Origin of the sequence: Ruegeria sp. B32, assembly GCF_025141855.1 — a bacterium.
Classification (GTDB): domain Bacteria; phylum Pseudomonadota; class Alphaproteobacteria; order Rhodobacterales; family Rhodobacteraceae; genus Ruegeria; species Ruegeria arenilitoris.
This window is the reverse complement of record NZ_CP081106.1, coordinates 179,627-206,125: the sequence shown is the minus strand read 5'-3', so window position 1 is coordinate 206,125 and position 26,499 is coordinate 179,627. Positions and strand designations below refer to the sequence as shown.

Below are 26,499 nucleotides of genomic sequence, written 5' to 3'. Positions count from 1 at the left end.
TCGGAAAGACTTATGACTGAACCCGTTCTGACACTCCAAAATGCCGCTTTGTCGCTGGATGGCAATGCCGGACCCGTTGAAATCTTGCGGGACATCAATCTGACCGTCAAAGAGGGAGAGACGCTGGGCCTCGTCGGCCCATCCGGTTCGGGCAAATCCTCGCTGTTGATGCTGATGGGCGGGCTGGAGCAGACGACCGCAGGTCGCATCACCGCACTGGGGCAGGACCTGACCTCGATGAGTGAGGATGCGCTTGCCCGGTTTCGGCGCGATGCGATGGGCGTCGTTTTCCAGAATTTCCATCTGATTCCGACCATGACGGCGCTTGAAAACGTGGCCACCCCGCTGGAACTGGCCGGTCACCGCGATGCCTTCGAGCGGGCCGAGGCCGAATTGGCGGCGGTGGGGCTTTCGCATCGGCGTGATCACTACCCGGCGCAACTGTCGGGCGGCGAACAACAGCGGGTCGCGCTGGCCCGCGCTTCGGCCCCGCGGCCTCGGATCCTGTTGGCGGACGAACCGACCGGCAATCTGGATGAGGCGAATGGCGCGGCCATCGTTGATTTGCTGTTCGGCCTGCGTGACCGGCACGGGGCAACGCTGGTTCTGGTCACACACAGCCACTCGCTGGCCCGCAGTTGCGACCGGGTCGTCCGATTGCGCGACGGCCGCATCACCGAAGAGGCCAGCCAAGAGGCAGCGGAATGAGCTTGCGCCTGGCGACGCGCCTGGCCCGACGTGAACTCAGGGGCGGCTTACGCGGCTTTCGGGTTTTTCTGGCCTGTCTGACCCTGGGGGTTGCCGCCATTGCTGCGGTTGGATCGGTGCGGCAAGCAATCATGACTGGCCTTGCACAGGAGGGGGCAGCCTTGCTGGGCGGCGATGCCCAGATCGAGCTGACCTACCGCTTCGCAAACGAAGCAGAAACCGCATGGATGGAGCAGAACGCCGATCGCGTGTCCGAAGTCGTCGATTTCCGCTCGATGGCCGTGACCCGCAGCGACGCACCGCAACGCGGACTTACTCAGGTCAAGGCCATCGATGACGCCTATCCTCTGATCGGCACCGTCCAACTGGACCCCGAAATCTCGCTGTCCGAGGCGTTGGACGGAAATGCCACTCTTCCCGGGGCAGTGATGGACCCGGTTCTGATCGAGCGTCTGGGGCTGGACATCGGCGACAGTCTTGCACTGGGCACGCAGGACTTTGTGCTGTCCGCCGCCCTGATATCCGAACCCGACGCGGCCGGAGATGGGTTCACCTTGGGCCCGCGCACATTGGTTCGCACAGCCGATCTGAAAGACTCGGGCCTATTGCAGCCCGGCACGCTGTTTTCCACTAAATACCGTATGGACCTGCCGGTCGGAGCCGACCTCACAGAAGTCTCGGAACAGGCAGAGAGCGTTCTGCAGGGTTCGGGGCTGCGCTGGACCGATGCGCGCAACGGCGCACCCGGAATTGCCGAATTCGTTTCGCGCCTCGGCGCGTTCCTGGTGCTGGTGGGTCTCTCCGGTCTGGCTGTGGGCGGCATCGGCGTGTCCGCGGCCGTACGCGCCTATCTCGCCCGAAAGACCGAAACCATCGCCACATTGCGCACCCTCGGCGCTGACCGCGCCACGATCTTTCAGACCTATCTGATCCAGATCGGCGTCCTTTCGGTTGTCGGGATCGCCGCTGGTGTAGCCCTTGGCGGGCTGGCCCCGATTCTCCTGGCATCCCTGATTGAAAGCCGGCTTCCCGTACCGGCCGTTTTCTCTGTCTATCCGCAACCGCTGTTCGAGGCGGCATTGTATGGCCTGCTGACCGCCTTGCTTTTCACCCTGTGGCCCCTTGCCCGGGCGGAGGACGTCCGGGCAGCGACCCTGTTCCGCGATGCGCTGAGCAGTGCCCGCAGGTTGCCCCGCGCCGCTTACCTGTTGGCGACGGGCCTTGCCCTGGCGACACTGATCGCCACCGCCGCTTGGTTCAGCGGATCCCCCTGGCTGACCCTCTGGACCGGAGGTGGATTTGTCGGCGCATTGGTGCTGTTGGCGCTGTCGGCCCAAGGCATCCGCTATGTGGCAAAAAGGGCCGCCACACGCGCCCGTGGCCGCCCGGCGTTGCGTTGGGCACTTGCCGCAATTTCCGACCCCCGTGAAGGTGCCGCATCGGTGGTCCTGTCTCTGGGATTGGGCCTGTCGGTTCTGGCTGCGGTCGGACAGATCGACGGCACTCTGCGCAATGCGATATCCGGGAACCTGCCGGACGTGGCGCCGTCGTACTTTTTCGTGGACATTCAAAAAGACCAGATGCCCGGCTTCAGCAGCCGGCTTGAAAATGACCCCGGTGTCACACGCGTAGAAAGCGCACCAATGCTGCGCGGAATCATCTCGCAGATCAACGGCCAGCCCGCACATCAGGTTGCGGGCGATCATTGGGTTCTGGAGGGCGATCGCGGCGTGACCTATTCGGACAACGCGCCACAAAACGCCCGCATCACCGCCGGGGAATGGTGGCCAGAGGACTATTCAGGCCCGCCTCAGATCAGCTTCGCCGCGGAAGAGGCCGAGGAAATGGGTCTCAAGCTTGGTGACGAACTGACTGTGAACATTCTCGGGCGTGATATCACCGCGACCATAACATCGCTGCGCGAGGTGGATTTCTCGAACGCGGGCATGGGATTCATCATGTCGATGAATCCGTCCGCACTGGCCGGCGCGCCTCATAGCTTCATTGCAACGGTTTACGCCGAGGAAGAGGCCGAGGCAGCCATTCTTCAAGACCTTGCGACCCAGTTCCCCAACATCACCGCGATCCGGGTTCGGGACGCGATCGACCGTGTCTCGGGCCTGCTTGCCGGTTTGGCCTCGGCCACCTCCTACGGCGCCGGTGTCTCTTTGCTGACCGGTTTTCTGGTCCTGATCGGCGCAGCGGCCGCGGGAGAGCCCGCACGTCGCTACGAGGCCGCAATCCTCAAGACGATCGGCGCAGATCGCCGACGGATACTTCTCAGCTTTGGCTTGCGCTCGGCGCTTCTGGGTGCGGCCGCCGGCTGCGTGGCGCTGCTGGCCGGCATCCTTGGCGGCTGGGCTGTGGCGACATTCATTTTCGATACCAGCTTTGCGGTGATATGGCCTTCGGCATTGGGTATCGTCGCTGCCGGGCTCGCCGTCACGCTGCTGGCGGGGCTGTTCTTCGCCCTCCGCCCGCTATCCGTCAGCCCGGCCCGCGTCCTGCGGGCCAGCGATTGAATTCAACGCGCGCAGGTGACGGGTTGCAGAATTTTCAGCAGCGGATCGTTGTCGCAAACCAAAGCGTCCAGCGATATCTCATCCAGCGACGCAAAGAAGACCTCGGCCGCGTCCTGCAGCGCCAGACGCAGGCGGCAGGCATCGGTCAACGGACAGGTGTTGTCGGCATCCGCAAAACACTCGGCGATCGGCAAACTGCCCTCGACATGGCGGAAGACGGATCCGATTCGGATCTGGTCCGCCGGCCGCCCAAGAGTCATGCCACCGTTGCGACCGCGCTGCGTGCTCAGATACCCCAACTGACCCAACTGGTTGATGACTTGCGCCAGATGGTTTTCCGAGATGTTGCAGACATCCGCAATCTCGGATTTCGTGACGAGCCGGTCCGGATGTGCAGCGCAATACATCAACAGCCGCACGGCGATATTTGTTCGTTTGGTGATCCGCATCAGATCCTCCCCCCGAATTTCAAGATGCAGCCTTATTGCACAGACCGCAAAAAAACGGTTTGACATACATCAATCGTCAAAAAGGACAGCACGCGACATGGCAGAGCCCTATTTCTTTGGCTATGGCAGCCTCGTAAACCTTGCCACGCATGACTTTCCCGACCCGCGACCGGCGCAACTCAAAGGCTGGCGCCGGGCGTGGCGGCATACCGATCTGCGTCCGGTCGCCTTCTTGACCGCGGTGCCGGATCCCGCCTGCGAGATCGACGGCATGATCGCACATGTCCCCAAAAACGACTGGGCAGCACTGGATGAACGGGAGTGGGCCTATGATCGGATCCCCGCCACCCACGCCATAACTCATCCTCTGAAGAAAGAGGTCGAGATTGCGGTCTATGCTGTTCCGGAACAGCGCCGCAAGGACCCGACGCACAGTCACCCGGTTTTGCTCAGCTATGTGGACGTTGTGGTGCAGGGGTATTTGCGCGCATTCGGCTTGCCGGGTGTCGAGCGTTTCTTCGCCACGACCGACGGGTGGGACGCGCCGATCCTGAATGACCGGAACGCGCCGCGTTATCCGCGCCACCAACAGCTTCACCCCGACGAAACAGCCTTGGTCGATGAGCACCTGTCCCGGGTCTCGGCCCGGATCGTTCAGACCGCGTGAAAAAGGCGGGCGCCTGCAGCACCCGCCTCTGGTTCTTGTTCAGATCGAAGGCGACACCGCTCCGCGGTGTCTTATTTTCGCGCCCGCACGACCTGCAGCAACGGCAGAAAGGTCGCCATCTCGGGGCCACGCTCCATTCCGGTCAGCGCCTTGCGCAACGGCATGAACAGGCCCTTGCCCTTGCGGTCGGTCGCCTCTTTCACTGCCGCGGTCCACTTGCCCCAAGTCTCGCCGTCAAACGGCCCCTCGGGCAGCAGTTCCATCGCCTGCGCGACGAATTCGCGGTCTTCGTCGTCGATCAGCGGCTCGGCCCCGTCGCGGCACAGCTCCCACCAGCCCTTCAGGTCGTTCAGCGTGGTGATGTTCTCGCGCGCCATCATCCAGAACGGCTCGGCCAGTTCATCGGGTACACCGGCCGCGGCCACCGCGTCGGCAACCTTCTCGAGCGGCAGCGTCTGCAGATACCGGGCCGTCAGCGGGAACAGATCCTGCAAGTCGAACTTGGTTGGCGCCGACCCGAACCGGGTCACGTCGAAACCTTCGATCAACTCGGCCATGTCGCTGCGCAGTTCGACCGGGTCGGACGAGCCCAACCGCGCCATCAGGCTCAACAGCGCCATAGGCTGCACACCCTGCTCGCGCAGATCGCGCAGCGCCAGCGTTCCAAGACGCTTGGACAGCGCCTCACCCTGCGGGCCGGTCAGCAACGAGTGATGGGCAAAACGCGGAACGGTTCCGCCCAGCGCCTTGATGATCTGAATCTGGGTCGCTGTGTTGGTGACGTGGTCGGCGCCGCGCACCACGTCGGTCACGCCCATCTCGGTGTCGTCCACGACCGAGGCCAGCGTATACAGCACCTGCCCGTCGCCACGGATCAGCACCGGATCCGATACCGAGGCCGCGTCGATCGACACGTCACCCAGAATGCCGTCCGTCCACTCGATGCGCTCATGATCCAGCTTGAACCGCCATACACCGTTGCCACGTTCGGCTCGCAGCGCCTCTTTCTCGGCCTCCGACAGGTTCAGGGCGGCCCGATCATAAACCGGCGGCTTGCCCATGTTCAGCTGCTTCTTGCGCTTGAGGTCCAGCTCGGTCGGGGTCTCAAAGGCTTCGTAGAACCTGCCGATCTCGCGCAGCTTGCCGGCGGCTTCCGCATAGCGGTCCAGCCGGTCCGACTGCCGCTCCACCCGGTCCCAGTGCAGACCCAGCCACTCGAGATCCTGCTTGATCGCATCAACATATTCTTCCTTCGACCGTTCGGGGTCGGTGTCGTCGATACGCAGAATGAACGTGCCGCCGGCCTTGCGGGCGATCAGATAGTTCATCAGCGCGGTGCGCAGGTTGCCCACATGAATATAACCGGTGGGCGAAGGGGCGAAACGGGTGGTTGTCATGGATGTCTCCTGTTGGCGCGGCTCATGTCACATGAGCGCGTTTTTGTCCAGAAGGCGGTGCGAATGCTTGCCGTTTACTCGGACTTGATCGGCCAACGTGATGACAGGTCATCCAACCCTGCGCGGATCAATTCGGCCAACACGTCCTCGTCAATGTCCGACAGCTTGTTCACGTACAGACATGATTTGCCGGTCTTGTGCTTGCCCAAGCGCGCCAGAATACTGCCGAAATCGGAGTAGCCCGGCATGATATAGATCGAAAACGCGGCCTTGCGTGGGGAAAACCCGGTGGCAAGAAATGTGCCTTCCCGCCCGGACTTGTAGCGGTAGCCATATCGCCCGTATCCAACGATGGATGGCCCCCACATGACCGGCCGAAACCCGGTGACGGTTTCAAACAGGGTGTTCAGCCTCTGCGCATCCGCAGCGCGCGCGGCCGGCAGGATCGCCGCCAAGAATTCCTGGACGCTTTGATCCGTCGGAACGGTTTTGTTTCCTGAGCGGGACATGAACAAGATTTAACATGCGATCGGCCAACGCGCAGCCCATATGGTAGAGTGGAAAGTGGCAATTATCCGAAAGCGTTCTAATTCGTCGCACGTAATCTGACAGGGAGACTTTGAAATGACCATGAAACTGACCCGCCGGGCCGCTTTGGGCACGGCCGCTGCGCTACCTTTTGCATCTATCGCGACACAGTCACTGGCTGCCGGGGCCGAAACCAAGGCCAACTCGACCGTCGCCCGCAGCTTTCAACTGGGCGATTTCACGGTCACGACCCTGCTGGATGGCAGCCTGCCGCGAGACGGCGCCCAAGAGATTTTCGGCGGTGGCGCGTCAGACGAGGAGTTTGCCAAGGTATCGGCCGACAATTTCATCTCGCCCGACATCGCCCAGTTCTTCTTCACGCCAACGCTCGTCAATACCGGATCCGAACTGATCCTGTTTGACACGGGATTGGGCCAAGGCGGTATCCAGAAGGCTCTGGCCGATGCGGGCGTTGGCCCTGAGGCGATCAACGTCGTCGTCCTGACCCACATGCACCCCGACCACATTGGCGGCATGACGACCAACGATGCCGCGACCTTTCCGAACGCACGCTATGTGACCGCCGCGGCCGAGTATGACTTCTGGTCAGCACAGGAGGCCGGCAACCGCGTCGGCGATCTTGTGGCAGCCAAGGTCACTCCGATGGCTGAAAAGATGTCGTTCATCGAAGACGGTGGCGAGGTCGCATCCGGCGTGACCGCCATGGCGGCCTTCGGGCATACGCCCGGCCATATGGTCTATCATCTCGAAAGCAACGGTCAGCGGCTGATCCTGACCGCCGATCTTGCCAATCACTATGTCTGGTCCTTCGCGCATCCGGAATGGGAAGTCCGGTTTGACATGGACAAGGCAGCGGCCACCGCATCGCGTCGGAACGTGTTGGGTATGCTGGCCGCGGACAAGGTCCCGATGATCGGGTACCACATGCCTTTCCCGGCCGCCGGCTATGTCGAGCCGCGCGGCGGAGGCTTCCGATTTGTGCCTGTCAGCTATCAGATGATGGGCTGATCAATACCCTGGGTCCGGCCGTACTTTCGTACCGTCCGAAAACCGCGACAGTCGAAAGGCGGCCGGGTCCACACAAGGCGCTGTGTTCGTCACCAGATCGGCCACCAGGCGGCCGGCCCCGGGCCCTATGCCAAATCCATGTCCCGAAAATCCGGTTGCGATCACCAGTCCCGGGATTTCCTGCACGTTTGAGATGACCGGGATTGCATCCGGGGTCACATCGATCATCCCTGCCCAGCTCTGCACGATTTCGGCACCAACCAGTGCCGGAAGCGCCTGACGGGCCTTGGCCCATGACTTGCGGAGCGCCCTTTGCGACGGCTCGGGGTCCAGTATCCGACAGAGTTCGAACGGGGTTACGTCGGTGGGCGCCCATGACCGGCGCTGACGCGCCTCAATGGTCCAGCGGTGCGACAGGCGGAATCTGAGCGATTTCCATTCCTGCGCGAATGCCGGCAGGAATTTCGCGGCCAACCGAAAACTGTCAGGAACGATATCCACCGTGTTTTCATGGCCCGAGGCGATCGTGTACCCGCCGTCGGCGCGTTTGCGAATGGCAAAATCATCCGACCACAGAGCTGTTTCCGGACCCGGCTCCACAGGCGAGGTCCGCAGAACCGTGTTCAGCACCTTCAGCTGTGGCAGGGCGATTCCTTCGTTACCGGCAAACAACCGAGACCAAGCCCCCCCGGCCAGAACCACTTGATCGCAAGCGACCCGCCCCCGTTCCGTGTAAACCCCGGCAACACGACCAGCTTTCAGGTCGAGACAGCGTACCGCGCAATTTGTCATGATGACCGCGCCTTGGTCACGCGCCGCCTCGGCCAACGCAGGAGCAACCCATTGTGGCTCAGCCCGTCCGTCCTGCGGCGTGAAAAGCGCGGCCTTCAACTTGGTCTGGAGGCCGGGCATGTTCTGTTCCAACTCGGATCCGGAAACCATGCGCGCTCCGGTCTGGTAGCCCTCGAGGTTTCGCAACCAGCGCTCCATATCAGCTGCGGACCGGTCGGTCCGCGCACCGAACAGAATGCCGGATTGCACATAGCCGGTTTTGCGTCCGATCCGCTCATCAAGCGATTGCCAGATCCTGAGCGACTCGGTCATCAACGGTATTTCGCGCGGGTCGCGCAGCCCCAGGCGAACCCAGCCCCAGTTCCTGGAACTCTGTTCAGCGCCGACCTGGCCCTTTTCACACAAGAGGACGGAATTGCCACGTTCCGCCAGTTCCAGCGCAGTTGAGACACCGATAATCCCTCCGCCGACGATCACGACGTCAACGGATTTGGGCAGGCAAAGATCGGATTCAACAGGGTTGGGCTTGGGGCCGGGCATCAACGGATCTTGTTAGTCAGACACGAGCTTCATCGAGCCTTGGCAAACGTCATCCGGCAATCCTGAATAAAGGAAAAAGCATCACTTTGTTCGGCTGTGTGGCGTCGATGCAAACGCCACAATGCAATTAGACCGGCACCCGGTTCAGGCCGCGCCCGAGAACTCGGCCCATTTCTGACGCAACAAAGCTGCGACACCCGAGTTTTGGGTCTCTGTCTCGGTCTCTTCGGGTTGAAGCTCGGGCAATTCCGGGTGTTTGGCTGAAAACTCCTCGGACGGCTCCTCGCTCTCTGCATCAGCCTCGGCCAACACACCGGCGATTGCCGCTTCCAGACGCGCCTCATCCAATTCGCGCGCCGGTGTCTCCATTGTCTTGTACCTCAACGGCGCATGCAGCGGTTTGTCATATCCATCAACCATCGGACCACCTAAACCTTATAACCGGCACCCCACCACGGATGCGTCACCAGAAAACTTGGTCTTCAACTGCGCTTCGGCCGACAGATCAATGCCCGGCCCCCGCGCGCCGATCTTTCAAAATATGTGGCAAGATCGGTCCTAAACTATGGCAAAAAAATGTCCAAAAAACAAGGATGCGGCCAAGCGCTGTCAGCAATTCCGCCCCACCTGCAGAACAGTTAGCATGAGACCCCCCTCATTGCCGCCCATTTGTAAACAAACACCCGGACCCGGGCACGGGGCGCTCAGCCGCAGTTTCCGTCAGCTCGGATCGCGCCAACGATTCACGATCGGATAGCGCCGGTCCAACCAGAAGGCCCGAGGTGTCAGGCGCGTGCCCGGCGCGGACTGAAAGCGTTTGTATTCGCTGATATAGATAAGGTGCTCGACCCGGCGGGCATCAGCCTCGTCGTACCCGGCTGCAACACAATCCGCGATCGAGCCATCCTGATCAACCAGGATGTCGAGAATGCCGTCCAGGACCGGGTAATCGGGAAGGCTGTCGCTGTCCTTCTGATCCTCGCGCAGCTCGGCACTGGGTGGTTTGTCGATGACCGAGGGGCGAATGACCTCGCCGGCCGGTCCTTTCATCCAGTCGCGGTGATTGGCATTGCGCCAGCGGCAGGTTTCGAACACCCGGGTCTTGTACAGATCCTTGATCGGGTTGTAGCCGCCATTCATGTCGCCATAGATCGTGGCATACCCGACCGCCACTTCGGATTTGTTGCCGGTGGTCAGCAGCATCTCGCCAAACTTGTTGGACATCGCCATCAACAGCAGACCGCGCAGACGGGACTGGATGTTCTCCTCGGTAATATCGGCCTGAAGACCATCAAACAGCGGCGCCAGGGTCTCGGTGACGGCGGCGCGGGACTGGCTGATCGGAACATAGTCGTATCGCACACCCAGCGCCTTGGCGACGGCTTCGGCATCCTCCAGCGACTCGGCGCTGGTGTATTCCGACGGCAGCATCACGCAACGCACATTTTCGGCCCCGAGAGCGTCAACCGCGATGGCCGCAACAAGCGCGGAATCGACCCCTCCGGACAGTCCCAGCAGTGCTTTGGAAAATCCGGTCTTGCCCATATAGTCGCGCAACGCCTGCACCATGGCGCGATAGTCCTGCTCCCACGCGTCAGGCTGCTCGGCGATTTCGGCGGGGACGATGGCCCATCCTTCATCACCGCGCCGCAGATCGATCTGCATCACCGCCTCGTCGAAGACTGGCATTCGAAAGGCCAGTTCGCCGCCGGGATTCAGGCCAAATGTCCCGCCATCGAAAACCTGATCATCCTGCCCGCCCACCATGTTGAGGTAGATCACCGGCAGCCCGGTTTCGACCACACGGGCCACCATCTGGTTCAGGCGCACATCGTGCTTGTCGCGGAAATAGGGTGATCCGTTGGGGATCAGAAGAAACTCGGCGCCCGTCTCCTGCAACGTCTCGGCAACATCCTCGTGCCAACCATCCTCGCAGATCGGACTGCCGATGCGTGTGTTGCCCACCGCATAGGGGCCACCCAACGGCCCGGCGTCGAACAACCGAACCTCGTCGAACACAGTTTCGTTGGGCAAATGGTGTTTCAACACCTTGCTGACGATCCGCCCCCGGCTGAGGATCAGATAGGCGTTGTAGAGATTGCCACCTTCGACCCAAGGCCCACCAATGGCCATCGCCGGTCCATCCGCGCAGGATTCCGCCAACTGCTGCACAGCCGCCATGGCAGCCATGTGAAACGACGGCTTCAGAACCAGGTCCTGAGTGTTGTAACCGGTGACGAACATCTCTGGCAGAGCCACCAGATCGGCCCCCGCAGCGCGGCCCTGCTCCCATGCGGAACGGGCTTTTGCGGCGTTGCCTGCAATGTCGCCCACCGTCGGGTTCAGCTGCGCCAGCGTGATGCGGAAATGGTCGGCCATCTTTGCCCTCTTGCCCTCGTCACCTGAAAAGGCATTTAGCAGATCAGGCCGCAAGTGAAAGGCCAATGCGGCAAAACCCGTTGCCCGACCTTCATCAGTGTCATAGTTTTGCACGAACCAATGCACCACGGGACAATCGGGCAGGCAGGGACTACCATGAACGCTTTTCGTACAACGATTGCCGTTGCCGCAATGGGCATCGCCGCACAGAGCGCGTCCGCGCAGCAGGGCCAGATCATCACCGCAGATGACGATGTGGGCGGGGTCTACGAAGGCACCTTTGAAAACGGGCTGCGTCACGGAACCGGCACCTATCGCCTACCCGACGGCTTTGAATACACCGGTGAGTGGGTCGAAGGAGAAATTCAGGGCAAGGGCGTGGCACGTTACGCCAATGGTTCGGTCTACGAGGGCGATTTCGTCAAAGGTCGCCCGCACGGCAAGGGCAAGATCACCTTTGCCGACGGCGGCACCTACGAGGGCGACTGGACCGACGGCGCGATAAACGGAACCGGCATCGCGCAATACGCAAACGGAATGCGTTTCGAAGGTGGCTTCAAGAATGCCCAGCATGACGGCAAAGGCGTCATGACCGACCCCGGCGGCTATGTCTATGATGGCGACTGGGTGGACGGAGTTCGCCAGGGCAAGGCCAAGATCACCTATGCGGACGGCGCGGTATACGAAGGCGATATCATTGCCGGCCAGCGTCAGGGCAACGGATCGCTGACCTTGCCCGACGGCATGATCTATTCCGGCGAATGGACCGAGGACCGGATCACCGGAACCGGCGTACTGAAACAGGCCAACGGTGACGTATACGAAGGCGCCCTGGTGGACGGGCGCCGGCAGGGCAAGGGAAAGGCGACCTACGCGAACGGCGATACCTACGAAGGCGATTTCGTCGACGACCGCCGACACGGCAAGGGTACATTCACTGGCACCGACGGCTATGTCTACACCGGAGACTGGAAAAACGGTCAGATCGAAGGGTTGGGCGAACTGACCTATCCCGACGGCTCGGTCTATGTCGGTGACTTCAAGGCGGACCTCGCCGATGGCAAAGGCCGGATCACCTATCCCGACGGGTCGTCCTATGACGGCGACTGGGTTGCAGGGGTGATCGAGGGTCAGGGCACCGCGACCTACACAAATGGTACGATCTACAAAGGACAGTTCAAGAATGCCCGAACGCATGGCACCGGCGTTCTGACCCGTGCCGACGGGTCCAGCTATGACGGAGACTGGGTGGACGGCGTGCGCCAGGGCAAGGGCAAGGCGACCTATGCCGACGGCACTGTCTATACCGGCGATTTCCTGAACGGCCAGCGCCACGGCCAGGGCGAGGTGGTGATGCCCAACGGCTTCAAATATTCGGGCGCGTGGTCCGAGGGCAAGATCACCGGATTTGGCGTTGCGACCTATGCCAACGGCGACGTGTACGAAGGCAATTTCGTCAATGGCAAGCGTCAGGGCAGCGGCACGATGCGCTATGCCAACGGGGAAGAGGAAACCGGCACCTGGGAAAACGGTGCGCTGACCGAAGCCGACGCCGAACAGCCGACCGAGGCTGAACCGCAAGCGCCCGAGGCCGAAACGGACCCGGATGCCGCCCCGTCGGACGGGTAGAACGTCACCAGGGCACCGGCTTTCCGGCCCAGTCGAAGAACTGCCCTGTCTGCTCGGGACGTAGACCATCGACAACCTGCATCAGGTTGCTCGCCGCCTCGTCCGGCGGGACCGCAGGGTGCCGGCCCAGGTATTTCTGCGTGAACGGGGTCTTGACCGTTCCGGGGTGCAGGGCGACGCAGATCGCATCCTTGTGGGTTCGGGCCAGTTCGATTGCGGCCGTATGCACGATCTGGTTCACCGCTGCCTTGGCCGAGCGATAACTGACCCAACCGCCCAGACGATTGTCCCCGATCGAGCCCACGCGCGCCGACAGTACCGCAAACACCGACCGACCGTTGCGCGGCAACAGGCGATGCGCGTGTTTCAGCACCAGAGCCGGTCCCACCGCGTTCAGGGCGAACTGGTCCATCATGGCCTTAGCCGAAACCGCCCGAATAGTCTTTTCCGGTTCCGCCCCGTCGATCTCGAGCGCACCGGATGCCACCAGAACAAGGTCGAACGGCCCTTCGACACGGCCCAGCATCTCGTCGGCCAGTTCCGGCTGCATCAGATCCAGCCCGTTTTCCGACCGCGACAGACCGACGACATGAACCGACCGCGACAGAAGCTCATTGCAGACGGCCCGGCCGATCCCGCCGCTTGCACCTATGACCAAAGCATTTCTCATCGCTCTCCAGCTAGCGGAGTTGCCTGCGCAATCAATCCCCGTTTCCGATCCTTTCGCGAAATCGGACGGCCGCGCATTTTCCTTCTTTTCATTCCCGGTTCGGGGTGTATAACCTCGAACCCATGATCAACCGCGCAGATATCCCCTCGTTCGACGCCACCGCCCGTGGCGCGTCCCTGCGTGGCCTACTGATCCTAATCCGCCTCTGAGCGTGCCATCCGGCGCGCCCGCTCAGAGGAGGACGCCTGCGCGCCAATGGCTTTAGGACAGACAAGAAAGTGACCCCCATGACCAACGTGACCGACCAAGACCGCGTCTTGATCTTCGACACCACTTTGCGCGACGGCGAGCAAAGCCCCGGCGCAACCATGACCCATGACGAAAAGCTGGAAATCGCCGAGCTGCTGGACGACATGGGCGTCGACATCATCGAGGCCGGCTTTCCGATCGCTTCCGAGGGTGATTTCAAGGCCGTGTCGGAAATCGCGCAGCGCGCCAAGAACGCCCGCATCTGCGGCCTGGCCCGTGCGAATTTCGCCGATATCGACCGCTGCTGGGAGGCGGTGAAACACGCCGAGAAGAACCGGATCCACACCTTCATCGGCACCTCACCACTGCACCGGGCCATTCCGAACCTGACTCAGGACGAGATGGCCGAAAAGATCCACGAGACCGTCAGCCACGCCCGCAACCTGTGCGAAGACGTGCAATGGTCGCCGATGGATGCGACCCGGACCGAATGGGACTATCTGTGCCGCGTGATCGAGATTGCGATCAAGGCCGGCGCGACCACGATCAACATTCCCGATACGGTGGGCTATACTGCTCCGGCGGAGTCGGCCGATCTGATCCGCAGGTTGATCGAAACCGTTCCGGGCGCCGACGAGGTGATCTTTGCCACCCATTGCCACAACGATCTGGGCATGGCGACCGCAAACGCCCTGGCCGCGGTTGCCGGCGGCGCACGGCAGATCGAATGCACGATCAACGGGCTGGGCGAACGCGCGGGCAATACCGCGCTGGAAGAGGTCGTGATGGCCCTGCGTACCCGCAATGACATCATGCCGTGGAAAACGGGCATCGACACCACCAAGATCATGCATATCTCGCGTCGGGTGGCGACGGTTTCGGGCTTTCCGGTGCAGTTCAACAAGGCGATCGTCGGCAAGAACGCCTTTGCGCATGAAAGCGGCATCCATCAGGATGGCATGCTGAAGAACCGCGAGAATTTCGAGATCATGCGCCCCGAGGATATAGGCCTTTCGGGCACCTCGCTTCCGCTGGGCAAGCATTCGGGCCGGGCCGCGCTGCGCGACAAGCTGGAGACACTCGGCTACGAGGTCGGGGACAACCAGCTCAAGGACATCTTCGTGCGGTTCAAGGAACTGGCCGACCGCAAGAAAGAGGTGTTCGACGACGACCTGATCGCGCTGATGAGCGCTGATGACGCGACCAACGACCACCTGCAGCTGGTCTCGATGAAAGTCACCTGCGGCACCGGCGGTCAGGCCGAAGCCACGGTCGAACTGGAGGTCGACGGCAAGGATGTCATCGCCACCGAGCACGGGGACGGGCCGGTCGACGCCACCTTCAAGGCGATCCGAGTGATCTACCCGAACAAGGCGCATCTGCAGCTGTACCAAGTGCATGCCGTGACCGAAGGCACCGACGCACAGGCCACCGTTTCCGTCCGCCTGGAGGAAGACGGCATGATCGCCACGGGCCAATCCGCGAACACGGATACCGTGGTGGCGTCGGCCAAGGCCTATATCAGCGCGCTGAACCGCTTGATCATGCGCCGCGAAAAGGCCGGCCCGGGCGCGGATGCACGCGAGATCAGCTACAAGGATCTGACCTGATCAGAAATGGCAGGCAGGGCTCCCGCGCCCGCGGCAGCCCGGCTTCGCCGCGCAGCCTGGCGGCCTTGGGCCCGGCACCGCGCCAAGGCGCGGTGCCGGGCCCAACACGTTTGGCGGCATCTTTGATGCTGTCAGACGCGGCGGGAAACCATCGCCCCTGAAGCGCCGTCAGATCTTTGCGAACAGGTCGGAAAGACGCGCCGCCTCGTCTTCGATCCCGAAGGGTGCATTGACCACGAACATGCCCGAACCGATCATCCGGTGCCCCTTCCGCGCAGGCGGAAACCGAACTTCGTGCACGAACGTTTTGGGAAGATCCAGGCTCTTCAGTGCCGACACCATCGAAACGTGCCGATCGTCCGTCAGGATCGGGTACCACAGGGCAATGAGGCCCACGTTCCACTTGCGGTGCAACTTGGCGATCAGCCCAGGCAGGCGGCCATAATCCGCCTTAACCTCGTAGCTGGGGTCAATCAGCATCATCCCGCGCCGAGGTGTGGGCGGCAGAACCGACTGAGCCAGCTCGAACCCGTCCTGTCTGTAGGTCTTGGCACCGCGCCCGGTCAGCGCATTTTTCAACGCTGCGTATTCCTGCGGATGAAGCTCGGCGAAATGCAGACTGTCCTGCGGACGCAGCAGGCTTGCCGCAATCATCGGCGAGCCCGGGTAGACCGTTTCGCCAAACTGCGCCTGGACCGCGTGCAACGCGCGTGCCAGCGGGTGATCGTCGGCAAACCACCCGTTGCTCAGCGCGCGCCCGATCCCTGCCGCCGCCTCTCCGGTCTGCACGGCCTCGGCCGCATCGAGGTGGTACAGACCACGCCCCGAATGGGTCTCTAGATAGCTGATCGGCTTGTCCTTGCGGGTCATGTAGTCCAGCATCCATGCCAACAAAGCGTGCTTTTGCACGTCCGCCAGATTTCCCGCGTGGTAAATGTGTTGATATGAGAGCATGTTGCCTTCTAAAGTCCCTGTCAAAGAGGCGGAAAGGTGCTGATTTACGCGGAATCAGGCCTTTAACCGGGCGTCATGGCACCCTATAAGTCATCCGTCCCGGAACCGTCGAGTCGCGGGCAGTAGAAAACATCTGACAGACAGGATCAGGGGAATATGGGGATCTTTGACAGTTTGGGCGGCCTGTTCACAGCGGATATGGCCATCGACCTCGGGACGGCCAACACGCTGGTCTACGTCAAGGGGCGTGGCGTGATCCTGTCGGAACCCTCGGTTGTTGCCTACCATGTCAAGGATGGGGTCAAGAAGGTTCTGGCCGTGGGCGAGGACGCCAAGCTGATGCTGGGCCGCACCCCCGGCTCGATCGAGGCCATCCGCCCCATGCGCGAAGGGGTGATCGCCGATTTCGACACCGCGGAGGAGATGATCAAGCACTTCATCCGCAAGGTGCACAAGCGTTCGACCTTCTCGAAGCCCAAGATCATCGTCTGCGTTCCCCATGGGGCAACGCCGGTTGAAAAGCGCGCAATCCGTCAATCGGTTCTGTCAGCAGGCGCGCGGCGCGCGGGTCTGATCGCCGAGCCGATTGCCGCCGCCATCGGAGCCGGGATGCCGATCACCGATCCCACCGGCAACATGGTCGTGGATATCGGCGGCGGAACCACCGAAGTGGCTGTCCTGTCGCTGGGAGACATCGTCTATGCTCGCTCAGTCCGCGTGGGGGGCGACCGCATGGACGAGGCGATCATCTCGTACCTGCGTCGTCAGCAGAACCTGCTGGTGGGCGAATCCACCGCCGAGCGGATCAAGACCACCATCGGCACCGCCCGGATGCCCGATGACGGGCGCGGGCAGTCGATGCACATCCGCGGGCGCGACCTTCTGAACGGTGTTCCCAAAGAAATCGAGATCAGCCAGGCCCAGGTGGCCGAGGCGCTGTCGGAACCCGTCCAGCAGATCTGCGAGGCGGTGATGACCGCGCTGGAAACCACCCCGCCGGATCTGGCCGCGGACATCGTGGACCGGGGCGTGATGCTGACCGGTGGCGGCGCGCTGCTGGGTGATCTGGACCTGGCCCTGCGCGAACAGACCGGATTGGCCGTGTCGATTGCCGACGAAAGCCTGAATTGTGTGGCTTTGGGCACCGGCAAGGCACTGGAATACGAAAAACAGCTGCGCCACGCGATTGACTACGAAAGCTAAGGCGCGCACCCTCTGATCTGAGGGTTCAAGATCGGGCACGAGCAGCACGGGAAGGAGTCCTGTGGCAAAAGACCGAGCACAGCGCGACGACTACACCACCCCCTTGCGCCGCTTGTTCATGGGGATCCTTGTTCTGTGTCTGCTGGGCATATTCCTGATTTGGCGCATCGACAGCCCGCGGGTCGAAAGGTTCCGGGCCCAAGTGGTGGATGCCGTTGTGCCCTCGATGGAATGGGCGATGGTTCCGGTCACGGCCGCGATTAACCTCGTACGGGATTTCCAAAGCTACCAAAGGCTGAGCGAGCAGAACCAGGAACTGCGCAGTGAACTGCGCCGCATGCGCGCCTGGAAAGAGGCGGCCCTGCAGCTGGAGCAGGAAAACGCGCGGCTTCTGGACCTGAACAACGTTCGACTGGATCCGCGTCTGACTTATATTACCGGGGTCGTCATGGCCGACAGCGGCTCGCCATTTCGGCAATCTGTCTTGCTGAACGTCGGCGAGCGTGACGGGATCGTCGACGGCTGGGCCGCAATGGACGGCATCGGGCTGGTGGGCCGGATTTCTGGCGTTGGCCCGGATACCGCGCGGGTCATCCTGTTGACCGACGCCTCGAGCGCGATTCCCGCCACGATCCAGCCCTCGGGCCAGACCGCGCTGATTACCGGTGACAATACCCCTGCCCCAGCCGTCGAGTTTCTTGAAAACCGTGAACTGGTGCGACCCGGCGACCGTGTGGTGACCTCAGGCGACGGCGGCGTATTTCCTGCGGGCCTTCTGATCGGCCAGATCGCCGCCGATCCAGGGGGGCGTCTGCGCGTCCGACTGTCCGCGGATTTCGAGCGTTTGGAATTCCTACGCGTCCTGCGCTACCACTCGGCCGCCCCGATCCGAGACCCGGGCGGCATCGTCGGACCTCCGCGCCCCGAGGCTCTTCTCCCGACCGAGGAGGCCGCCGATGGATAGCGCCGCGTCACGTCTATGGCTGATGCGGGGCCTGTACCTGTTCCTCGCTCTGACGGTGATGTTCTTTCACCTGTTGCCTCTGAACACGCAACCGGGTCGTCTGCCCTTTCCTGACTTCCTGATCTGCCTGACCTTTGCATGGGTCCTCAGGCGGCCGGAATATGTACCGACACTCAGCATAGCTGCGGTCATGCTGATGGCCGACCTGTTGCTGCAACGGCCGCCGGGACTGCTGGCGGCATCCGTCGTCATCGGTTCTGCCTATCTGCGATCGGCAGGCCCCGGAATGCGCGACGTCGGATTCGTGGGCGAGTGGACGACGGTGGGCGTCGTCATCGCGGCAATCTTTGCCTTCAACCGGACAGTTCTGGCGCTGCTGTCCGTCAGTCAGGCCAGCATTGGCCCGGTATTTGTCCAAGTGGTCTTCACGGTCCTCGCCTACCCGCTTGTCGTTGCATTCAGCCAAACCATATTTGGCGTCCGCAGGCCATCTGCGGTAGATGTTGCCACTGTGGGAACACGCTCATGAAACGCACACCCAAAACACAAGGTGCCGCATACAAAAGGCTGACCCGGCGCGCGCTGGTGCTGGGTGGCATGCAATTCGCATTCGTCGGCGGCCTGGCGGCCCGCATGCGTTACATGCAGGTCGATCAGGCCGACCAATATCGCCTGTTGGCCGAAGAAAACCGCATCAACATCCGGCTCATTCCGCCAACCCGAGGGCGCATTTATGACCGCAATGGTCAGATCATCGGGCAGAATGCGCCGTCCTACCGCATCGTGATCGTGCGCGAGGATGCGGGCGACGTCGACAAGGTCATTGCCAAACTGTCACAACTGATTCCGCTGAACGAAGACGAGATCGAGCGGGCCAAAGCCGAGATGAAACGTACAGCGCCGTTTCTGCCGGTTACGCTGGCCGACCAGGTCACCTGGGAAGATATCTCGAAGGTGGCGATCAATGCCCCCGCCCTTCCCGGCGTCACGCCCGAAGTCGGACTGACCCGCCAATATCCCCGCTACGAGGATTTCGCCCATGTGGTCGGGTATGTCGGACCTGTCAGCGACTATGACCTGAGCAAGATGGAAGACCCCGAGCCGGTTCTGATGATCCCGCGCTTTCAGATCGGCAAGGTCGGGCTTGAGGCCAAGAAGGAAGACCTGCTGCGCGGCAAGGCGGGCGCCAAGCGCGTCGAGGTCAACGCGACCGGCCGGGTGATGCGGGAACTTGACCGCCGCGAGGGCCAGCCCGGCGCCGACCTGCAATTGACCATCGATGCCGACCTGCAGGAATACGCGCAGGCGCGGCTAGCCGGCGAAAGCGCCGCCGTGGTCGTGATCGACTGTGAGACGGGCGATCTGCGGGCCATCAGTTCGACCCCCAGCTTCGACCCCAACCTGTTCGTGCGCGGGATCTCGGTCGCGGATTACCAGGCTCTGACCCAGGACAACCACCGCCCGCTGGCCAACAAGACGGTTCAGGGCACCTACCCGCCCGGTTCGACATTCAAGATGATCACCGCGCTGGCCGCGCTCGAGGCCGGCGTCGTCGGTCCGGGCAACACCGTCTATTGTCCCGGCTACCTGAAGGTGGGCAGTCGGCGGTTCCACTGCTGGAAGCGCGGCGGACACGGGATGGTCGATCTGGAGACCTCGTTGAAGCGCAGTTGCGACGTCTACTATTACGACGTGGCCCTGCGAGTCGGGATCGACAAGATTTCGGACATGGCGCGCAAGTTCGGCCTCGGCATCAAACACGACCTGCCGATGTCTGCCGTGGCGGCCGGCCTGGCGCCGAACCAGGAATGGAAGCAGACCACCCACGGACAGGACTGGCTGGTCGGTGACACGGCAAATGCCTCGATTGGGCAGGGCTTCATGTTGGCCTCGCCGATGCAACTGGCCGTCATGACTGCACGCATCGCGACCGGCCGATCGGTGACACCGCGTCTGATCCGCAGTGTCGACGGGGTCGAACAGCCTTCGGGCGCGGGCGAGCCGCTGGACGTCAATCCGGCCAACTTGGAACAGGTGCGCAACGCGATGTACAAGGTCTCGAACGACCGTCGCGGCACCGCTTATCGCAGCCGGATCATCGCAGACGAGTTCCGCATGGCCGGCAAGACGGGCACCAGCCAGGTGCGCAACATCACCAAGGCCGAACGGGCCGCCGGGGTCATCCGCAACGAAGACCTGCCTTGGGAACGGCGGGACCACGCGCTGTATGTCAGCTTTGCCCCTTACGACAATCCGAAATATGCGGTGGCCGTCGTTGTCGAACATGGCGGCGGCGGTTCGAAGGCTGCAGCCCCGGTGGCCCGGGACGTGATGCTGCAGGCGCTGTACAACGGCACCCCGCCGCTGGATGCATATCCCGTGGCCGACCGCGACCGCATCAAGGAACAGCAGAAACGTCTGGAAGGCGATCGCCGCCCGAAAGCGCGCCCTGACGAAAAGGACCGCGCATGAGCTATCTTGAATATGCGGTCAAGACCACGCCGACGGGGATCCGCAAGGTTCTGTATATGAACTGGCCGCTGACGCTTTTACTGATCAGCGTCGCAAGTGCCGGTTTTCTGATGCTGTATTCGGTGGCCGGCGGCTCGTGGTCGCCGTGGGCGGAACCACAGATGGAACGGTTTGGCCTGGGCCTGACGGTCATGTTCATCGTCGCATTGGTTCCGATCTGGTTCTGGCGCAACATGTCCGTCGTCGCCTATCTTGTTTCTTTGGGGCTTCTGCTGTTCGTCGAACTGTTCGGCACCATCGGCATGGGCGCGCAACGCTGGATCGACCTGGGGTTCATGCGCCTGCAGCCCTCCGAGCTGGCAAAGGTGACTTTGGTCATGTTGCTGGCGGCCTACTACGACTGGCTTCCCTCCTACAAAACCTCGCGCCCGGTTTGGGTCTTGATCCCGGTTGTCCTGATCCTGATCCCGACCTTCATGGTGCTGCGTCAGCCTGACCTGGGAACTGCAATCCTGCTGTTGGCGGCCGGAGGCGGCCTGATGTTTCTGGCAGGCGTGCATTGGGCCTATTTCGCAGCGGTCATCGCGGCGGGTGTCGGCTTGGTTTCAACGGTGTTCAAAAGCCGCGGCACCGATTGGCAGTTGCTTAAGGACTATCAGTTCCGGCGCATCGACACATTCCTTGACCCCTCGACCGATCCGTTGGGCGCGGGGTATCACATCACCCAGTCCAAGATTGCCCTGGGATCCGGCGGCTGGAACGGTCGAGGCTTCATGCAAGGCACCCAGTCACGCCTGAACTTCCTGCCCGAAAAGCACACCGACTTCATCTTCACGACACTGGCCGAAGAGTTCGGTTTTGTCGGGGGCACAACCTTGTTGCTGCTTTACGGACTGATCCTGATCTTCTGCCTCGTCACGGCGCTGTCGACCAAGGACAGGTACTCATCGTTGGTGACACTGGGCATTTCGCTGAACTTCTTCCTGTTCTTCGCCGTCAACATGTCGATGGTCATGGGGCTGGCGCCGGTGGTCGGTGTTCCGTTGCCGATGGTCAGCTATGGGGGCTCGGCCATGTTGGTTCTGATGGCCGCCTTCGGCATCGTGCAAAGCGCGCATATTCACCGTCCTCGTTGATCCGAAAGGCCGACCATGTCCGTGAACGTCCTGTTTTCCGCCCGCCCGACACTTTGGCCGGTTTACGAGCCCTTGCTGAACATCGGGCTGGCCGATGCGGGGATCAAAGCCACTATCGCCACCGACCTGCCGCCCGATCAGGTGGATTACATCGTCTATGCACCCAATGGCGGGCTGCTTGATTTCACGTCCTACAAGCGCGCAAAGGCCGTGCTCAGCCTATGGGCCGGTGTCGAGAAGATAGCCTCGAACGACACGCTGACCGTGCCGTTGGCCCGGATGGTCGATCACGGTCTTACCCAGGGCATGACCGAATGGGTCGTGGGGCACGTTCTGCGCTACCATCTGGGCATGGATCGACACATCACGGTCCAGGATGGGGAATGGGCCCCGGATCCGCCTCCGCTTGCCACACAGCGATCGGTCTGCGTTCTGGGACTTGGCGCCCTGGGGCAGGCTGCGGCACAGGCGCTGGCGGCGTTGAGCTTCAACGTGACAGGGTGGAGCCGTTCGGCCAAGGACGTGTCTGGTGTCACGTGCCTGCACGGACCAGACGGGCTGCGCGTGGCCCTGAGCCAGGCCGAGATACTCGTCCTGCTGCTGCCTGAAACGGCAGCCACGGAGAACACTCTGAACGCGGACACTCTGGCACTTCTGCCAAAAGGTGCGCGCATACTGAACCCCGGCCGAGGCCCGCTGATTGACGACGAAGCGCTGTTGCAGGCGCTGAACACCGGCCAAGTGGGGCATGCCACGCTGGATGTGTTCCGCGCCGAGCCGCTGCCCCCCGATCATCCGTACTGGGCGCATCCAAATGTGACCGTCACGCCGCATATCGCGTCGGAAACCCGGCCCGAAACGGCTGCGCAGGTGATCTGCCAAAACATCCAACGCAGCGAATCCGGACGGCCGCTGCTGCATCTCGTCGACCGCGCACTCGGGTACTAGGGCCATCGGGGGCCGCCGCCCCCGTCTTGCCGGGCGCTATTCGACCGCTACGCGTCCACCAGTCCCCGACCTTTCAGCAGGGCTTCGACACCCGGCAACCGGCCCCGGAACGCCAGATAGAGATCTTCGGCCTCCTTCGAGCCTCCTTTGGACAGAATGTTGTCCTCCAGAGCCTGCGCCCGCTCGGGATCAAACGCGCCTCCTGCCTCTTCGAAGGCAGCAAATGCGTCGGCATCCATCACTTCGGACCACATGTAACTGTAGTAACCCGAGCTGTAGCCATCACCCGCAAATACATGGGCGAAATGCGGCGTTGCGTGGCGCATACCAATGGCATGCGGCATCCCGATCTCGGCCTGAACCTCAGCCTGCTTCGCCATGGGGTCAGCCGGGGCCGGACCGTCGTGGAAGGCCAGGTCGACCAGTGCCGAGGCGACGTATTCGACCGTCTGAAAACCCTGATCGAAATTGGCGGCACCCAGAACTTTGTCCAGCAGTTGCGGAGGCATCGGAGCTCCGGTTTCGGCATGAGTTGCGAACTCGGCCAGAACCTCCGGTACTTCCAGCCAATGCTCATACAGTTGGCTAGGCAGCTCAACGAAATCCCGCGCAACGCTGGTCCCCGAGATACTGTCATAGGTCACATCCGACAGCATTTGGTGCAGCGCGTGCCCGAATTCATGAAACAGGGTCCGTGCGTCGTCATATGACAGCAGCGCCGGATCGCCCTTGGCGAAGTTGCAAACATTGATGACGACTGGCGTCTGGACCTTGGGAAACTTGGCCTGCGCCCGCATCGCGCTGCACCACGCACCCGACCGTTTCGATCCACGCGCAAAATAGTCTCCGATGAATACGGCAACGTGTTTGCCACGCCGGGTCACCTCCCAGGCTCGGCAATCCGGATGGTACAGCGGCACGTCCAACGGCGCGAACTCCAACCCGAACAAGCGGTTGGCGCAGGTAAAGGCAGCCTCGATCATGCGCTCCAGCTGCAGGTAGGGTTTGAGTTCTGCCTCATCCAGATCATGCTCGGCCTTGCGCCGTTTTGCGGCATAGTACCGCCAGTCCCAGGGTTCGAGCGGACCGTTGGCGCCGTCCTCCTGCATCATCCGCGTCAGGATCTCCGCGTCGGCCTCGGCCCGGGCCTTGGCGGGTGCCCAGACCTGCATCAGCAAGTCGCGCACCCGTTCGGGGGTTCGGGCCATCTCGGTCTCGAGCTTGAAGGCCGCAAAGCTGTCATAGCCCAACAGCTTGGCCCGTTCCTCGCGTAGCTGAAGGATTTCGGCGGCAATCGCGCGGTTGTCGGTCTCGCCTCCGTTTGCCCCGCGTGACGCCCAGGCGCGGTAAGCCTTTTCGCGCAGGTCGCGACGTGGCGAGAACTGCAGGAACGGCACGATCAGAGACCGCGACAGCGTGACAACCGGCCCCTTGGCCCCTTTTTCCCGACCGGCCGCGTGTGCCGCATCAACCACGAAACCCGGCAGTCCCGCCAGATCATCTTCGGTTAGTTCCATGAACCAGCCACGCTCGTCCGCCAGCAGGTTTTGCGTGAACGCGGTGCCCAATGACGCCAGACGCGCCTTGATCTCCTGCATCCGGGCATCTTCCGCCCCGTGCAGCGCCGCACCCGAGCGGACGAACCCGCGATGGGTGAGCATCAAAACCCGATCCTGTTCCTCGGTCAGATCCAGCGTATCTCGTTTCGCCCAAAGGTCGTCCACACGCTGGAACAGCGCCTTGTTCGAGGAAATTGCGGCGAAATGCGCTGCAAGCTTGGGCGAAAACTCCCGTTGCAACGCCTCGCGCTCCGGGTTGCTGTCTGCGCCAGCGACCGTGAAGAACACCGACAGAACCTTGTTCAAGGCCTCGCCCGCCGCTTCCAGCGCTTCGATCGTGTTGGCAAAACTCGCGGGCTGGGTATTCGTCGCGATGGTGTCGATCTCGTCGGCATGGGCCTGCAGAGCAGCTTCCAGTGCCGGGGCAAAATCGTCATCCGAGATTTCGGCAAAGGGCGCGATTTCAAACGGGGTCGTCCAGTCGGACAGGATCGGATTGGTCATTGGGGTCTCCTTCAAGCGTCAAGCTAGGAATGCAGGGCAAGATCGTCCAGTGGCCGCGATCAAACGGATTGCCCGCAAACCGGGCAATCGTCCCGCCGGGACAGGGTGATCTTGCGGCTTTCGCCATAAAGCGCGTCATAGATCAGCATCTCGCCACGCAAGGCCTGACCTGCACCCGTGACTACCTTGACCGCCTCAACCGCCATCATCGCCCCCACCACGCCCGGCAGTGGCCCGACCACCCCGGCCTCGGCACAGGAAGGCGCAAGACCCGGCGCAGGCGCTTCGGGAAAAATGCATTGGTAGCAAGGGGCGTTGTTGGCGGGGTCAAACACGCTCAGTTGGCCTTCCCATTGGGACAGCGCGCCTGAGATCAGGGGCTTGCCCAAAGCCACGGCGGTGCGGTTGGCCAGATACCGGGTTTCGAAATTGTCGGTGCCGTCGAGGATAAGGTCATAATCCGCGAACAGGTCGGCCGCAATGTCGTCCGTCAGGCGGCGGTGATAGGGGCGAACGATGACATTAGGGTTCTGCGCCTCCATTGCTTGCTGCGCAGAAAAGACTTTGGGCATTCCGATGTCTGCATCCCGATGGATTACCTGCCGCTGCAGATTGGCATTCTCGACCATGTCATCGTCAATGACGCCAATCGTGCCCACGCCGGCGGCTGCAAGGTACTGCAGCGCCGGTGCGCCCAATCCACCTGCCCCGATCACCAATACCCGAGCAGTCTTCATCCGTTTCTGCCCGGGTCCACCAAGCTCGCGCAGGACGATGTGACGGGCATAGCGCTCCAGTTCGGCTTCGCTGAACTGGTCAGATGGGCTGTTCGGACGAATATCCGACGGTGGATTGGCCCGACGCCGCAGGGCTTTCACCACAGCGCCATAACCCATGGCAAGCAGAACGAAACCACCCAGGATCAGCCACATCGCGGCCGAGCCGCCTGTGGCCTCGCGCAGTGGGTTCCCGTCGGGCAAAACCAGATGAGACAGAACCACCCCTGCCAGCAACACCAATACCGACACCCAACGGGCTGTACGCGAGGCACCAGCGAGGTAGCCAAGCCCCCACAGCCCCGCTGCCAGTGCCAGTACCAGAACCATCAGGCGCGCCCCGTGGATCCGAACCCACCGGAACCGCGCTGCGACTCCTGCAGGCTGTCCGCCATCTCGAACCGCGCCTGGATCACCGGGGCCACGACAAGCTGCGCAATTCTGTCGCCATGTCCGATTTCAAAGGCTTCCTGACCCGCATTCAGCACGATCACCCCCAAGGGACCGCGATAGTCGCTGTCGATCGTGCCCGGTGCGTTCGGCAGCGTGATCCCGTGTTTCAACGCAAGTCCCGAGCGCGGACGCACCTGGATCTCATATCCATCCGGAATCTCTACCCGCAGGCCGGTCGGGACCAAGGCGCGCTCACCGGGTTGAAGGGTGATCGACCCTCGATCAGGCAGGTTGGCCCGCACATCCGCGCCGGCTGCCCCGGCCGTTTCATAGGACGGCAATGCAATGGCCGGATCGGCCCCGTCTTCTCGGATCACCCGGATTGCCACCATCAGCGCATCCCAACCTTCATCTTCTGTCA

At 62.2% G+C, this 26,499-nt stretch carries 23 protein-coding genes; 12 read left to right on the top strand and 11 right to left on the bottom strand.

Features of this window, described 5'->3' with window-relative positions; all coding sequences use genetic code 11:
• The first annotated feature begins 12 nt into the window (after positions 1-12).
• Together K3752_RS01065 and K3752_RS01060 are read left to right on the top strand one after the other, a co-directional pair.
• Positions 13-708 carry an ABC transporter ATP-binding protein gene (locus tag K3752_RS01065; protein WP_260064226.1) on the top strand — a complete coding sequence of 232 codons (696 nt, stop codon included), beginning with the start codon at positions 13-15 and terminating at the stop codon, positions 706-708.
• A complete protein-coding gene (locus K3752_RS01060; RefSeq protein ID WP_260064222.1) occupies positions 705-3,230 on the top strand; it encodes an ABC transporter permease in 2,526 nt (841 codons plus the stop codon). The genes K3752_RS01065 and K3752_RS01060 overlap by 4 nt, the downstream gene beginning before the upstream one ends.
• A gap of 2 nt (positions 3,231-3,232) precedes the next feature.
• Here the strand turns inward: K3752_RS01060 and K3752_RS01055 are convergent, their stop codons facing one another.
• A complete protein-coding gene (locus tag K3752_RS01055) occupies positions 3,233-3,679 on the bottom strand; it encodes an Rrf2 family transcriptional regulator (RefSeq protein ID WP_093963764.1) in 447 nt (148 codons plus the stop codon).
• Positions 3,680-3,776: 97 nt separating this feature from the next.
• Here K3752_RS01055 and K3752_RS01050 point away from each other — a divergent pair, with 97 nt between their 5' ends.
• Positions 3,777-4,346 (top strand): gamma-glutamylcyclotransferase family protein, encoded by a 570-nt coding sequence (locus K3752_RS01050; protein ID WP_260064211.1) that lies wholly within the window; start codon positions 3,777-3,779, stop codon positions 4,344-4,346.
• A gap of 71 nt (positions 4,347-4,417) precedes the next feature.
• On the opposite strand, the gene gltX is transcribed toward K3752_RS01050, so the two are convergent.
• The gene (gene gltX / locus K3752_RS01045) at positions 4,418-5,743 is read right to left on the bottom strand and encodes a glutamate--tRNA ligase (protein WP_260064210.1); all 1,326 of its coding nucleotides are present in this window, start codon (positions 5,741-5,743) and stop codon (positions 4,418-4,420) included.
• A gap of 74 nt (positions 5,744-5,817) precedes the next feature.
• A complete protein-coding gene (locus K3752_RS01040; RefSeq protein WP_170448408.1) occupies positions 5,818-6,252 on the bottom strand; it encodes a DUF1801 domain-containing protein in 435 nt (144 codons plus the stop codon).
• A 115-nt stretch (positions 6,253-6,367) separates the two neighbouring features.
• Here K3752_RS01040 and K3752_RS01035 point away from each other — a divergent pair, with 115 nt between their 5' ends.
• Positions 6,368-7,300, top strand: a complete 933-nt coding sequence (locus K3752_RS01035) for an MBL fold metallo-hydrolase (protein ID WP_170448410.1) — start codon at positions 6,368-6,370, stop codon at positions 7,298-7,300.
• Here the strand turns inward: K3752_RS01035 and K3752_RS01030 are convergent, their stop codons facing one another.
• The 3 genes from K3752_RS01030 to K3752_RS01020 form a co-directional block, all read right to left on the bottom strand.
• The gene (locus K3752_RS01030) at positions 7,301-8,632 is read right to left on the bottom strand and encodes an FAD-binding oxidoreductase (protein WP_170448412.1); all 1,332 of its coding nucleotides are present in this window, start codon (positions 8,630-8,632) and stop codon (positions 7,301-7,303) included. It abuts the gene before it with no gap.
• Between the two features lie 144 nt (positions 8,633-8,776).
• Positions 8,777-9,052: a hypothetical protein gene (locus tag K3752_RS01025; protein WP_170343276.1), complete on the bottom strand. Its 276-nt coding sequence runs from the start codon at positions 9,050-9,052 to the stop codon at positions 8,777-8,779.
• Between the two features lie 300 nt (positions 9,053-9,352).
• Positions 9,353-11,011 carry an NAD+ synthase gene (locus tag K3752_RS01020; RefSeq protein ID WP_170438447.1) on the bottom strand — a complete coding sequence of 553 codons (1,659 nt, stop codon included), beginning with the start codon at positions 11,009-11,011 and terminating at the stop codon, positions 9,353-9,355.
• Between the two features lie 156 nt (positions 11,012-11,167).
• Between K3752_RS01020 and K3752_RS01015 the strand changes: the two genes are divergently transcribed.
• A complete protein-coding gene (locus K3752_RS01015) occupies positions 11,168-12,640 on the top strand; it encodes an MORN repeat-containing protein (protein ID WP_260064204.1) in 1,473 nt (490 codons plus the stop codon).
• A gap of 4 nt (positions 12,641-12,644) precedes the next feature.
• Here K3752_RS01015 and K3752_RS01010 read toward each other — a convergent pair whose 3' ends face one another.
• Positions 12,645-13,310 (bottom strand): SDR family NAD(P)-dependent oxidoreductase, encoded by a 666-nt coding sequence (locus tag K3752_RS01010; RefSeq protein ID WP_260064203.1) that lies wholly within the window; start codon positions 13,308-13,310, stop codon positions 12,645-12,647.
• Between the two features lie 287 nt (positions 13,311-13,597).
• On the opposite strand from K3752_RS01010, the gene K3752_RS01005 reads away from it, so the two are divergent.
• Positions 13,598-15,169, top strand: a complete 1,572-nt coding sequence (locus K3752_RS01005) for a 2-isopropylmalate synthase (protein WP_260064196.1) — start codon at positions 13,598-13,600, stop codon at positions 15,167-15,169.
• Positions 15,170-15,337: 168 nt separating this feature from the next.
• On the opposite strand, the gene K3752_RS01000 is transcribed toward K3752_RS01005, so the two are convergent.
• Positions 15,338-16,123, bottom strand: a complete 786-nt coding sequence (locus tag K3752_RS01000; protein WP_260064195.1) for a 23S rRNA (adenine(2030)-N(6))-methyltransferase RlmJ — start codon at positions 16,121-16,123, stop codon at positions 15,338-15,340.
• Between the two features lie 156 nt (positions 16,124-16,279).
• On the opposite strand from K3752_RS01000, the gene K3752_RS00995 reads away from it, so the two are divergent.
• From K3752_RS00995 to K3752_RS00970, 6 genes are all read left to right on the top strand, one after another.
• Entirely contained in the window at positions 16,280-17,326 is a 1,047-nt protein-coding gene (locus K3752_RS00995) for a rod shape-determining protein (RefSeq protein WP_093963423.1), read from the top strand.
• Between the two features lie 61 nt (positions 17,327-17,387).
• Positions 17,388-18,290: a rod shape-determining protein MreC gene (gene mreC, locus K3752_RS00990; protein WP_260064189.1), complete on the top strand. Its 903-nt coding sequence runs from the start codon at positions 17,388-17,390 to the stop codon at positions 18,288-18,290.
• The gene (locus tag K3752_RS00985) at positions 18,283-18,819 is read left to right on the top strand and encodes a rod shape-determining protein MreD (RefSeq protein ID WP_170342115.1); all 537 of its coding nucleotides are present in this window, start codon (positions 18,283-18,285) and stop codon (positions 18,817-18,819) included. The genes mreC and K3752_RS00985 overlap by 8 nt, the downstream gene beginning before the upstream one ends.
• Positions 18,816-20,762 (top strand): penicillin-binding protein 2, encoded by a 1,947-nt coding sequence (gene mrdA, locus K3752_RS00980; RefSeq protein ID WP_260064188.1) that lies wholly within the window; start codon positions 18,816-18,818, stop codon positions 20,760-20,762. Before K3752_RS00985 ends, mrdA begins: the two co-directional genes overlap by 4 nt.
• Complete coding sequence (rodA, locus tag K3752_RS00975) at positions 20,759-21,898, top strand: rod shape-determining protein RodA (protein WP_170372184.1); 1,140 nt, start codon at positions 20,759-20,761, stop codon at positions 21,896-21,898. The genes mrdA and rodA overlap by 4 nt, the downstream gene beginning before the upstream one ends.
• 15 nt (positions 21,899-21,913) lie before the next feature.
• Positions 21,914-22,846 (top strand): glyoxylate/hydroxypyruvate reductase A, encoded by a 933-nt coding sequence (locus tag K3752_RS00970; protein WP_260064181.1) that lies wholly within the window; start codon positions 21,914-21,916, stop codon positions 22,844-22,846.
• A 47-nt stretch (positions 22,847-22,893) separates the two neighbouring features.
• Here K3752_RS00970 and K3752_RS00965 read toward each other — a convergent pair whose 3' ends face one another.
• From K3752_RS00965 to dut, 3 genes are read right to left on the bottom strand one after another with little or no spacing between them, the layout of a single operon-like run.
• Positions 22,894-24,909 carry a M3 family metallopeptidase gene (locus K3752_RS00965; RefSeq protein WP_260064179.1) on the bottom strand — a complete coding sequence of 672 codons (2,016 nt, stop codon included), beginning with the start codon at positions 24,907-24,909 and terminating at the stop codon, positions 22,894-22,896.
• Positions 24,910-24,968: 59 nt separating this feature from the next.
• On the bottom strand, positions 24,969-26,015 hold the full coding sequence (locus K3752_RS00960; protein WP_170373056.1) for a molybdopterin-synthase adenylyltransferase MoeB: 1,047 nt from the start codon (positions 26,013-26,015) through the stop codon (positions 24,969-24,971).
• The gene (gene dut / locus K3752_RS00955; RefSeq protein ID WP_170342597.1) at positions 26,015-26,470 is read right to left on the bottom strand and encodes a dUTP diphosphatase; all 456 of its coding nucleotides are present in this window, start codon (positions 26,468-26,470) and stop codon (positions 26,015-26,017) included. Before dut ends, K3752_RS00960 begins: the two co-directional genes overlap by 1 nt.
• Positions 26,471-26,499 lie beyond the last annotated feature (29 nt).

Excerpts from the sequence above, each read along its gene's own strand:
- K3752_RS01030 (WP_170448412.1), bottom strand. The coding sequence starts at position 8,632 with ATGCCCGGCCCCAAGCCCAACCCTGTTGAATCCGATCTTTGCCTGCCC.
- K3752_RS01020 (WP_170438447.1), bottom strand. The coding sequence starts at position 11,011 with ATGGCCGACCATTTCCGCATCACGCTGGCGCAGCTGAACCCGACGGTG.
- K3752_RS01005 (WP_260064196.1), top strand. The coding sequence starts at position 13,598 with ATGACCAACGTGACCGACCAAGACCGCGTCTTGATCTTCGACACCACT.
- dut (WP_170342597.1), bottom strand. The coding sequence starts at position 26,470 with ATGGTGGCAATCCGGGTGATCCGAGAAGACGGGGCCGATCCGGCCATT.
- K3752_RS01060 (WP_260064222.1), top strand. The coding sequence starts at position 705 with ATGAGCTTGCGCCTGGCGACGCGCCTGGCCCGACGTGAACTCAGGGGC.
- K3752_RS01040 (WP_170448408.1), bottom strand. The coding sequence starts at position 6,252 with ATGTCCCGCTCAGGAAACAAAACCGTTCCGACGGATCAAAGCGTCCAG.
- K3752_RS01065 (WP_260064226.1), top strand. The coding sequence starts at position 13 with ATGACTGAACCCGTTCTGACACTCCAAAATGCCGCTTTGTCGCTGGAT.
- K3752_RS01015 (WP_260064204.1), top strand. The coding sequence starts at position 11,168 with ATGAACGCTTTTCGTACAACGATTGCCGTTGCCGCAATGGGCATCGCC.
- K3752_RS01035 (WP_170448410.1), top strand. The coding sequence starts at position 6,368 with ATGACCATGAAACTGACCCGCCGGGCCGCTTTGGGCACGGCCGCTGCG.
- K3752_RS01050 (WP_260064211.1), top strand. The coding sequence starts at position 3,777 with ATGGCAGAGCCCTATTTCTTTGGCTATGGCAGCCTCGTAAACCTTGCC.
- K3752_RS01010 (WP_260064203.1), bottom strand. The coding sequence starts at position 13,310 with ATGAGAAATGCTTTGGTCATAGGTGCAAGCGGCGGGATCGGCCGGGCC.
- K3752_RS00995 (WP_093963423.1), top strand. The coding sequence starts at position 16,280 with ATGGGGATCTTTGACAGTTTGGGCGGCCTGTTCACAGCGGATATGGCC.
- K3752_RS00965 (WP_260064179.1), bottom strand. The coding sequence starts at position 24,909 with ATGACCAATCCGATCCTGTCCGACTGGACGACCCCGTTTGAAATCGCG.
- K3752_RS01055 (WP_093963764.1), bottom strand. The coding sequence starts at position 3,679 with ATGCGGATCACCAAACGAACAAATATCGCCGTGCGGCTGTTGATGTAT.
- K3752_RS00970 (WP_260064181.1), top strand. The coding sequence starts at position 21,914 with ATGTCCGTGAACGTCCTGTTTTCCGCCCGCCCGACACTTTGGCCGGTT.
- rodA (WP_170372184.1), top strand. The coding sequence starts at position 20,759 with ATGAGCTATCTTGAATATGCGGTCAAGACCACGCCGACGGGGATCCGC.
- mrdA (WP_260064188.1), top strand. The coding sequence starts at position 18,816 with ATGAAACGCACACCCAAAACACAAGGTGCCGCATACAAAAGGCTGACC.
- K3752_RS01025 (WP_170343276.1), bottom strand. The coding sequence starts at position 9,052 with ATGGTTGATGGATATGACAAACCGCTGCATGCGCCGTTGAGGTACAAG.
- K3752_RS01000 (WP_260064195.1), bottom strand. The coding sequence starts at position 16,123 with ATGCTCTCATATCAACACATTTACCACGCGGGAAATCTGGCGGACGTG.
- gltX (WP_260064210.1), bottom strand. The coding sequence starts at position 5,743 with ATGACAACCACCCGTTTCGCCCCTTCGCCCACCGGTTATATTCATGTG.
- K3752_RS00960 (WP_170373056.1), bottom strand. The coding sequence starts at position 26,015 with ATGGTTCTGGTACTGGCACTGGCAGCGGGGCTGTGGGGGCTTGGCTAC.
- K3752_RS00985 (WP_170342115.1), top strand. The coding sequence starts at position 18,283 with ATGGATAGCGCCGCGTCACGTCTATGGCTGATGCGGGGCCTGTACCTG.